Origin of the sequence: Delftia sp. ZNC0008 (assembly GCF_000799035.1) — a bacterium.
GTDB lineage: Bacteria > Pseudomonadota > Gammaproteobacteria > Burkholderiales > Burkholderiaceae_C > Comamonas > Comamonas tsuruhatensis.
Genome location: NZ_JTKZ01000847.1, coordinates 1 through 7,688, shown reverse-complemented (window position 1 = coordinate 7,688; position 7,688 = coordinate 1). Strand labels below are relative to the sequence as shown.

Genomic DNA, 7,688 nt, shown 5'->3' with positions numbered 1-7,688 from the left:
CCGCGTATGAGATTGGGCAGGGTACGCACGCTGCGGCCATCCTGCAGGCCGAAGGAGTCCAGTATGCGCAGCCGGTTCCGGGTGGCCAGCACCTCGAAGTCCTTGTAGGTGCCCACGCGGATGTTGGGCGTGTCATACCACTGGTAGGGCAGGCGCCGCGTCACCGGCATGCGCCCGCGCAGCACGGACAGGCGGTTGGGCCAGTGCGCGAAGTTGGGGAAGGCGACGATGCCCGCGCGCCCTATGCGCGCCGTCTCCTGCAGCATGGTCTCGGCATTGCGCAGATGCTGCAGCGTATCGATCTGCAGCACCACGTCGAAGCTGTTGTCCTGGAAGATGGCCAGGCCGTCCTCCAGGTTCAGCTGCAGCACGTTCACGCCCCGGCGCACGCAGGCCAGCACGTTGGCGTCATCCAGCTCCACGCCGTAGCCGGTGCAGCCACGCTCGCGCTGAAGGTGCGACAGCAGGGCGCCATCGCCGCAGCCCAGGTCGAGCACGCGCGAGCCCTTGGGGATCAGGCGCGCAATCGCCTGCATGGTGTTCAGCTCGGTCATGCGGCCTCCTTGGCGGCTGTCGTGGTTTCCTGGGCGATGCCGTCGAAGTAGGAGCGCATCACGTTCATGTAGCGGGGGTCGTCGAGCAGGAAGGCGTCATGGCCGTGGGGCGCGTCGATCTCGGCATAGCTGACGTCGCGGTTGTTCTCCAGCAGCGACTTCACGATCTCGCGGCTGCGTGCGGGCGCGAAGCGCCAGTCGGTGGTGAAGCTGACCAGCAAAAAGCCGGCCTTGGCCACCGACAGCGCCTGGGTCAGGTCGCCGCCATGCGTGCGCGCCGGGTCGAAGTAGTCGAGCGCGCGCGTGATCAGCAGGTAGGTATTGGCGTCAAAGTAGCTGCTGAACTTCTCGCCCTGGTAGCGCAGGTAGCTCTCGATCTGGAACTCCACGTCCTGCGTGCTGTACTTCAGGTCCAGGCCCTCCCTCAGCTGGCGGCCGAACTTCTGGTTCATCACGTCGTCGCTCAGGTAGGTGATGTGGCCGATCATGCGGGCGATGCGCAGGCCGCGCGCCGGCACCACGCCATGCTCGTAGAAATGCCCGCCATGGAAATCCGGATCGGTGACGATGGCGCGCCGCGCCACCTCGTTGAAGGCGATGTTCTCCGCATTGAGGTTGGGCGCGCTGGCCACGACCACGGCATGGCGCATGCGGTCCGGATGGCGCAGCGACCAGGACAGCGCCTGCATGCCGCCCAGGCTGCCGCCCAGCACCGCGGCCAGCTGCGCTATGCCCAGCCGGTCCAGCAGCCGGGCCTGGGCGTCCACCCAATCCTCCACGGTGACCACGGGAAAGTCGGCGCCATAGATCCTGCCGGTGTCCGGATGCGGGTGCATGGGGCCCGTGGAGCCAAAGCACGAGCCCAGGTTGTTCACGCCGATCACGAAGAACCGGTTCGTGTCCACGGGCTTGCCGGGGCCGATCATGTTGTCCCACCAGCCCTCGCTCTTGGGCTGGCCCTCGTACACGCCGGCCACATGGTGGGAGGCGTTGAGCGCATGGCAGACCAGCACGGCATTGCTGCGGTCGGCATTGAGCTGCCCGTAGGTCTCGTAGGCGAGGTCGTAGTCACGGATCGAGCCGCCGCCCTGCAGCGGCAGCGGCTCGTCGAAGTGCATGGATTGTGGTGTGGCGATGAAGGACATGAAAAAACCCGGCATCGCTAAAAACGAGGCCGGGTTCTCTGGTGTCGTCTTTAGCTGGATTTATAAAGCGCCCGCAAGCAGAAGCAAATCGGCGCATGAAGAATCATTATGCCAAAACCCCTGCCCCCGGAAGGAACAGGGCCAGCACGCCCAGCACCAGGAAGATCACGGCCGAGATCACATGCACCAGCCGGATGGGCACGCGCTTGACCAGCTTGTCGCCTAGCCACACCACGGGAGCGTTGGCCAGCATCATGCCCAGCGTGGTGCCCGCCACCACCCAAAGGTAGGCGTTGTACTTGGCCGCCAGCATCACGGTGGCAATCTGCGTCTTGTCGCCCATCTCGGCCAGGAAGAAGGCCACCAGCGTCGTGCCGAAGACGCCCCAGCGCGAGTGTCCGGACACCTCGTCCTCGTCGAGCTTGTCGGGGATCAGCATCCAGACCGCCATGGCGATGAAGGACAGGCCAAGAATCCAGCGCATGGCGTTCTCGCCAAGATAGCTGGTGATCCAGGCGCCCACGGCACCGGCCAGCGCATGGTTGACCAGGGTGGCCACGAAAATGCCCGCAACGATGGGCCAGGGTTTGCGAAAACGCGCGGCGAGCACCAGCGACAGCAGCTGGGTCTTGTCCCCCATCTCGGCAAGCGCGACGACGGAGGTTGAAATCAGGAAGGCTTCCATGGTGTGGGGATTTATCCGGCCGGATAGAGCACGCATTGACCACGCTCCGACTCCGGCCTTTGGATCGGTGCGCGGTCAATGGTCTCGATCGGTCACACGCAGCATTGCACTGCGCGCCGCATACGCCATAGGCCAGCGAAGGCCCAAGTTTGTTGACGCATGCATCCGGCTGCTGAGCCGAACGATCTACTCCCCAAAGACTGAGCCTGCGATCATAGCAGCCCTCGGATCTGCATGCCGGCCCCCACTGCCGCCAAGGCACTTGCTTATGCGCTGCCGCAATTTCAGGGTAACTCCCAGGGGCATTCTGTGGCGGGCACGACGAATTTTTGCGAAACAGTAATAACGTGCGAAAACTTCTGCCACATAATGGGCGAGCTTTCGTTCGGGCTTCGGCTCAATGAGTGCTAGTGCGTTTGCGTCTCTAACGTTGTCATCCCGTGTTGACTCCCTAGGGCTCCATCGCGTTTTCCAGTTTTTTCAGGAGTCCTCCATGGGCAACAAGCTTTACGTCGGCAACCTGCCGTACACCTTCCGTGACAGCGATCTGGAGCAAGCCTTCAGCGAATTCGGCGCCGTTAACAGCGCCAAGGTAATGATGGAGCGCGACACCGGCCGTTCCAAGGGTTTCGGCTTCGTCGAAATGGGCAGCGATGCCGAAGCACAAGCTGCTATCCAAGGCCTGCACGGCCAAAACCGCGGCGGCCGTGACCTGGTGGTCAACGAAGCCCGCCCGATGGAGCCCCGCGCTCCCCGTAGCGGCGGCTTCGGCGGCGGCTTCGGTGGTGGCGGCGGTGGCGGCTTCGGCGGTGGCAACCGCGACGGCGGCTACGGCGGTGGCCGTCGCAACAGCTACTAAGCTCTCGCTTAGAGCATGCGTTAGCAAAAAAAGGGGCCCTCTGGGCCCCTTTTTTGTTGCCAAACGTTATCAGCTTGTGTTTTCGAGCATTTATCTTTTTGATTTTTGTGCTTCATAATTTAGTTTCGGGCAGACCCGTTCGAACGCTATGTGTTTAGGAAGGTTGGCCAGGCTCTTGTATACAAGGAACCTGATGTCTGTGCGTCCTGAAGCCGAGCGCAAACCAGTGAGCATTGAGGAGTTGAGGAGTTTTTGATGGGCAATAAGCTTTACGTCGGCAACCTTCCCTATGGTGTGCGTGACAACGACTTGGAGCAGGCATTCAGCCAGTTCGGCGCTGTCACCAGCGCCCGGGTCATGATGGAGCGCGACACAGGCCGTTCCAAGGGATTCGGGTTTGTCGAGATGGGCAGTGATGCCGAGGCTCAGGCTGCCGTTCAGGGCATGAATGGCCAGCCATTGGGCGGACGCAGCCTCGTGGTGAACGAAGCACGTCCCATGGAGCCTCGTCCCCCGCGTTCGGGCGGCTTTGGCGGCGGTGGCGGCGGCTATGGCCGTGGTGATGGTGGCGGCGGCGGTTACGGTGGCGGTGGCCGCGGTGATGGCGGTGGCTACGGACGCGGTGACGGTGGCGACCGTGGCGGCTATGGCCGTGGCGACGGCGGCGGTGGCGGCGGCTACGGCGGTCGTGGCGACGGCGGATTCCGCAGCCCTTATGGCTCCGGCCCCCGCAATGGCGGCCGTGGCGGCGGCTGGGGAAACAACAATAACAACGGGGAATGAGTTCCACGGTTCTCAGTGTTACCCCGAATCAAAAAGGCTCCTTCATGGAGCCTTTTTTACGCACAAGATGCGTGCATGAGCATATTCCGAACGGCAATGGGCATCAGGGATTTTCCAAATGCCGATGTTTGCGCTTCCGTCCTACAAGCAGCCTGTCGAATATCGCGTTGGGGAGAATTTTCATCAACCGCCCCACCCAGGCCATTTGCCATGGAATGATGACCAGACTGCGGCGAGCTTCAATGGCACGCCAGGCCCTTGCGGAAAACTCCTGCGGCTCCAATAGGAATGGCATGCCATAGCGGTTACCACGCGTGAGGGGTGTATCCACATAGCCAGGAAGCAATGTCGTGACTTTTACGCCACTACTGCGCAATTCACCGCGAAGGCTTTCGCAATAGGCAATGACTGCAGCCTTGCTGGCGCAATAAGCGCCGTGTCCTGGCAGGCCGCGCAGCCCGGCCACACTGGAAATTCCGACCAGTTGCCCGCTTCCACGCTGCACCATGGGTGCGATGAAGGGGTGGAAGCTGGCCACAACCCCCATCGTGTTGACGGCCAGCACCTGCTGCATGGTGTCGATGTCCTCGCGCATCGAGGTGTCCACGCCCCAGCTGACGCCAGCATTGGCGATCACGACATCGGGCAGGCCCTGCTGCTGCTCGCAGCGCCGGGCGGCGGCGATGATGCTGTCAGGCACGCCCACATCAGCCTCGTAGAGGGCGAAACGCGAGGAGTCCAGGCCCTGTTGCGCAGCCCACTGCGCCATCACGTCGCCGCGCCGAGCCACCAGCGCCAGCGACCAGCCTTGCTGGTAGGCGTGCCAGGCCAGGGCCTGGCCTATGCCGCTGGATGCGCCGGTGATGAAGGCCAGGGGTGCCGGGCTGCGCGAGGATGTCGTCATGGCTTGTTCTCCATCGGCATGCCTGCGCTTGCGCTGGCGCCTTACTTGGTCCTGGAAGGCTGCAGGGTGCCGCGCACGCGGCCCTGCAGTTTCATGACCAGATCCAGGTTGCTGTACTGCATGCTGTCGGCCGTGAAGCGGTCCTTGCCACGGGTCAGCACCACGGGCTGGTTGGAACTCACGCGCTCCTCGTTGGGCCAGGCGTGCAGGAATTCGCCCTGGAATTGCAACTGCGGCTGCGGCTGTTTACCTGCTGTCACAAATGGCTCGCGCGTGACGATGGCATTGCCGAACATCTGCACCTCGGAACCATCGGCATTGCTCAGCGCCCGGTTCGCACTGCCGCGCGTGATGCGGCCTTCGGGCGAGACCGCGAACATGCGGACGTTGTCGATTTCAAGCGTGTCGGTATCGGGATAGTGGCGGCCCATGCTGCCCTCGATCTGGCTCTTCAGACGCCCCGTGGCATCGAAGCTCTTGATCGAGAAATCCTTCATGAAATAGTCGGGCTCGTGCGCCACGGCCTTTTCGGTGCCGCTGGCCAGGGGCTGCGGCGCATTGCGCACCAGCCACCAGGTGCCCAGCGCCAGCAGGCCCATCAGCAGCACGGGCAGGTACAGGGAAAGCCGGTCACCGACGCGGCGCCAGGCCTGGGTCATGATGCGTATTCCGCCAGCAGCCCGGCATAGGCGCCACGCGCGGCCAGCAGCAGGTCGCACAGCTGGCGCACCGCTCCTTCACCGCCGCTGCGCGGCGTGACCCAATCGGCCACGGCCAGCACTTCGTCATGGGCGTTGGCCGGTGCGCAGGCGAAGGCGGAGCGCCGCATCACGGGCAGGTCCGGCCAGTCGTCGCCCATGGCTGCCGCCTGGTGCCATTGCAGGCCCAGCTCCTTCAGGATGGCCTCGGCGGCAGGCACCTTGTCTTCCGTGCCAAAGCGCGCATGCGTGACGCCCAGATTGCTCAGCCGCAGGCGAAGCGCGGGCGAATCGCGGCCCGTCACCACGGCGGGCGTGATGCCAGCCTTTTGCAGCAGTTTCAGACCATGGCCGTCCAGCGTGTTGAAGCGCTTGAGCACTTCGCCTTCGCCAGAGAACAGCAGGCCGCCATCGGTCAGCACGCCATCGACATCGAAGAATGCCACCCGCACGTCCTGCGCCAGCAGCAGCAGTGGTGCGTCCCAGTTCTGCACGGGCGTCAAGGGAGCGCGTGCCATCAGATTACCTTGGCGCGCATCAGGTCGCGGATATGGACCACGCCGCGCAGCTGGTGCTGCGCATCGGCCACCAGCACGGCGGTGATGCCGTGCTCCTCCATCATGCTGGCGGCGTCGACGGCCAGCGCGTCTTCGGCGATGGTGCGGGGCCCCTTGTGCATGACATCGCCGGCCTGCAGCGCGCGCAGGTCGGTGCCGGCCTCGACACGGCGGCGCAGGTCTCCGTCGGTGAAGATGCCTTGCAGCACGCCTGCCGCATCGACGATGGCCGAGCAGCCCAGGCCCTTGGCGCTCATCTCGCGCATCAACTCGACAAAGCTGGCATCGGCCCCGACCTTGGGCAGCTCTTTGCCACTGCGCATGACATCGCGCACATGGGTCAGCAGCTTGCGGCCCAGCGCGCCGCCCGGATGGGAGCGCGCAAAGTCCTCGGCGCCAAAGCCGCGTGCATCGAGCAGTGCCACGGCAAGGGCGTCGCCCATGGCCATCTGCGCGGTGGTGCTGGCCGTGGGTGCCAGGTTCAAAGGGCAGGCCTCGCGCTCCACACGGGTGTCCAGCACCCAGTCGGCATGGCGGGCCAGCGTGGACTGCGCGCCGCCGGTCATGGCCACCAGGGGTATGCCCTGGCGCTTGATGGCAGGCAGCAGCACGGTGAGTTCATCGGCCTCGCCGCTGTTGGACAGCGCCAGTACCAGATCGATGCCGGTCACCATGCCCAGGTCGCCATGGCTGGCCTCGCCCGGATGCACGAAGAAGGCGGGAGTGCCCGTGGATGCCAGGGTGGCCGCCACCTTGCGCCCGACATGGCCACTCTTGCCCATGCCCATCACGACGACGCGGCCGGACAGGCTCAGGATGCGCTGCACCACTTCACCGAACACGCCATCCAGGCGCTGCGACATGGCAAGAAGGGCATCGGCCTCGATGCCCAGGGTGTCGCGGGCCAGGCGCAGGACCCTGGACGTATCCAGCGCATTCAAGGTGGCAGCATCAGAATTCATCTGGAAGATTTTAGGCGGTCTGGCTACCCGGCGGCGGCGGCCCCATCGGGCGTCTGGGTACACTGGCCCGTTCTTTCCAGCCCCCGATCCAGCGCCATGCACACCACCCTCAGCGTCAACGACTACCTGCGATCGCACATACGCACCGTGCCCGACTGGCCGGCGCCCGGCGTGCAGTTCCGCGACATCACGCCGCTGCTGCAGGATCCCCAGGTCTTTCGCGTGATGACCGACGCCTTCGTGCACCGCTACATGCAGCGCGGCATGCGCCCCGACGTGGTGGCAGGGCTCGATGCACGCGGCTTCATCCTGGGTGCCGTGGTGGCCCACGAGCTGGGCGTTGGCTTTGTGCCCATCCGCAAGAAGGGCAAGCTGCCGTTCACCACGGTGGAGGAAACCTATGAGCTCGAATACGGCAGCGCCACGGTGGAGCTGCACACAGATGCCGTCAAGACCGGTGATCGCGTACTGCTGATCGACGACCTGATCGCCACCGGCGGCACCATGATGGCCGGCAAGAGATTGCTGGAAAAGCTGGGCG

10 protein-coding genes are annotated in these 7,688 nt (G+C 64.4%); 3 read left to right on the top strand and 7 right to left on the bottom strand.

Annotated elements, in window-relative coordinates; genetic code table 11:
- The 3 genes from metW to L995_RS27195 all read right to left on the bottom strand — a co-directional run.
- On the bottom strand, window positions 1-554 hold a 554-nt coding region (metW, locus tag L995_RS27205), incomplete at its 3' end, for a methionine biosynthesis protein MetW (protein ID WP_047474467.1).
- Window positions 551-1,699, bottom strand: a complete 1,149-nt coding sequence (gene metX / locus L995_RS27200; RefSeq protein WP_047474469.1) for a homoserine O-succinyltransferase MetX — start codon at window positions 1,697-1,699, stop codon at window positions 551-553. The genes metX and metW, both read right to left, overlap by 4 nt.
- A 106-nt stretch (window positions 1,700-1,805) precedes the next feature.
- Window positions 1,806-2,384: a TMEM165/GDT1 family protein gene (locus tag L995_RS27195; protein WP_034348253.1), complete on the bottom strand. Its 579-nt coding sequence runs from the start codon at window positions 2,382-2,384 to the stop codon at window positions 1,806-1,808.
- 493 nt (window positions 2,385-2,877) lie between these two features.
- Between L995_RS27195 and L995_RS27190 the strand changes: the two genes are divergently transcribed.
- Both L995_RS27190 and L995_RS32500 read left to right on the top strand, forming a co-directional pair.
- A complete protein-coding gene (locus L995_RS27190; protein WP_016447246.1) occupies window positions 2,878-3,243 on the top strand; it encodes an RNA recognition motif domain-containing protein in 366 nt (121 codons plus the stop codon).
- Window positions 3,244-3,498: 255 nt separating this feature from the next.
- Complete coding sequence (locus L995_RS32500; RefSeq protein WP_082001643.1) at window positions 3,499-4,026, top strand: RNA recognition motif domain-containing protein; 528 nt, start codon at window positions 3,499-3,501, stop codon at window positions 4,024-4,026.
- 103 nt (window positions 4,027-4,129) lie between these two features.
- Here L995_RS32500 and L995_RS27180 read toward each other — a convergent pair whose 3' ends face one another.
- From L995_RS27180 to L995_RS27165, 4 genes are read right to left on the bottom strand one after another with little or no spacing between them, the layout of a single operon-like run.
- Entirely contained in the window at window positions 4,130-4,930 is an 801-nt protein-coding gene (locus L995_RS27180) for an SDR family oxidoreductase (RefSeq protein WP_016447248.1), read from the bottom strand.
- Window positions 4,931-4,971: 41 nt separating this feature from the next.
- Window positions 4,972-5,589, bottom strand: a complete 618-nt coding sequence (gene lptC / locus L995_RS27175) for an LPS export ABC transporter periplasmic protein LptC (protein WP_016447249.1) — start codon at window positions 5,587-5,589, stop codon at window positions 4,972-4,974.
- Window positions 5,586-6,146, bottom strand: a complete 561-nt coding sequence (locus L995_RS27170) for a KdsC family phosphatase (protein WP_016454196.1) — start codon at window positions 6,144-6,146, stop codon at window positions 5,586-5,588. Before L995_RS27170 ends, lptC begins: the two co-directional genes overlap by 4 nt.
- Window positions 6,146-7,147 carry a KpsF/GutQ family sugar-phosphate isomerase gene (locus L995_RS27165; protein ID WP_016447251.1) on the bottom strand — a complete coding sequence of 334 codons (1,002 nt, stop codon included), beginning with the start codon at window positions 7,145-7,147 and terminating at the stop codon, window positions 6,146-6,148. Before L995_RS27165 ends, L995_RS27170 begins: the two co-directional genes overlap by 1 nt.
- A gap of 96 nt (window positions 7,148-7,243) precedes the next feature.
- Between L995_RS27165 and L995_RS27160 the strand changes: the two genes are divergently transcribed.
- The coding region (locus L995_RS27160; protein ID WP_047474466.1) for an adenine phosphoribosyltransferase at window positions 7,244-7,688 on the top strand (445 nt) is incomplete at its 3' end.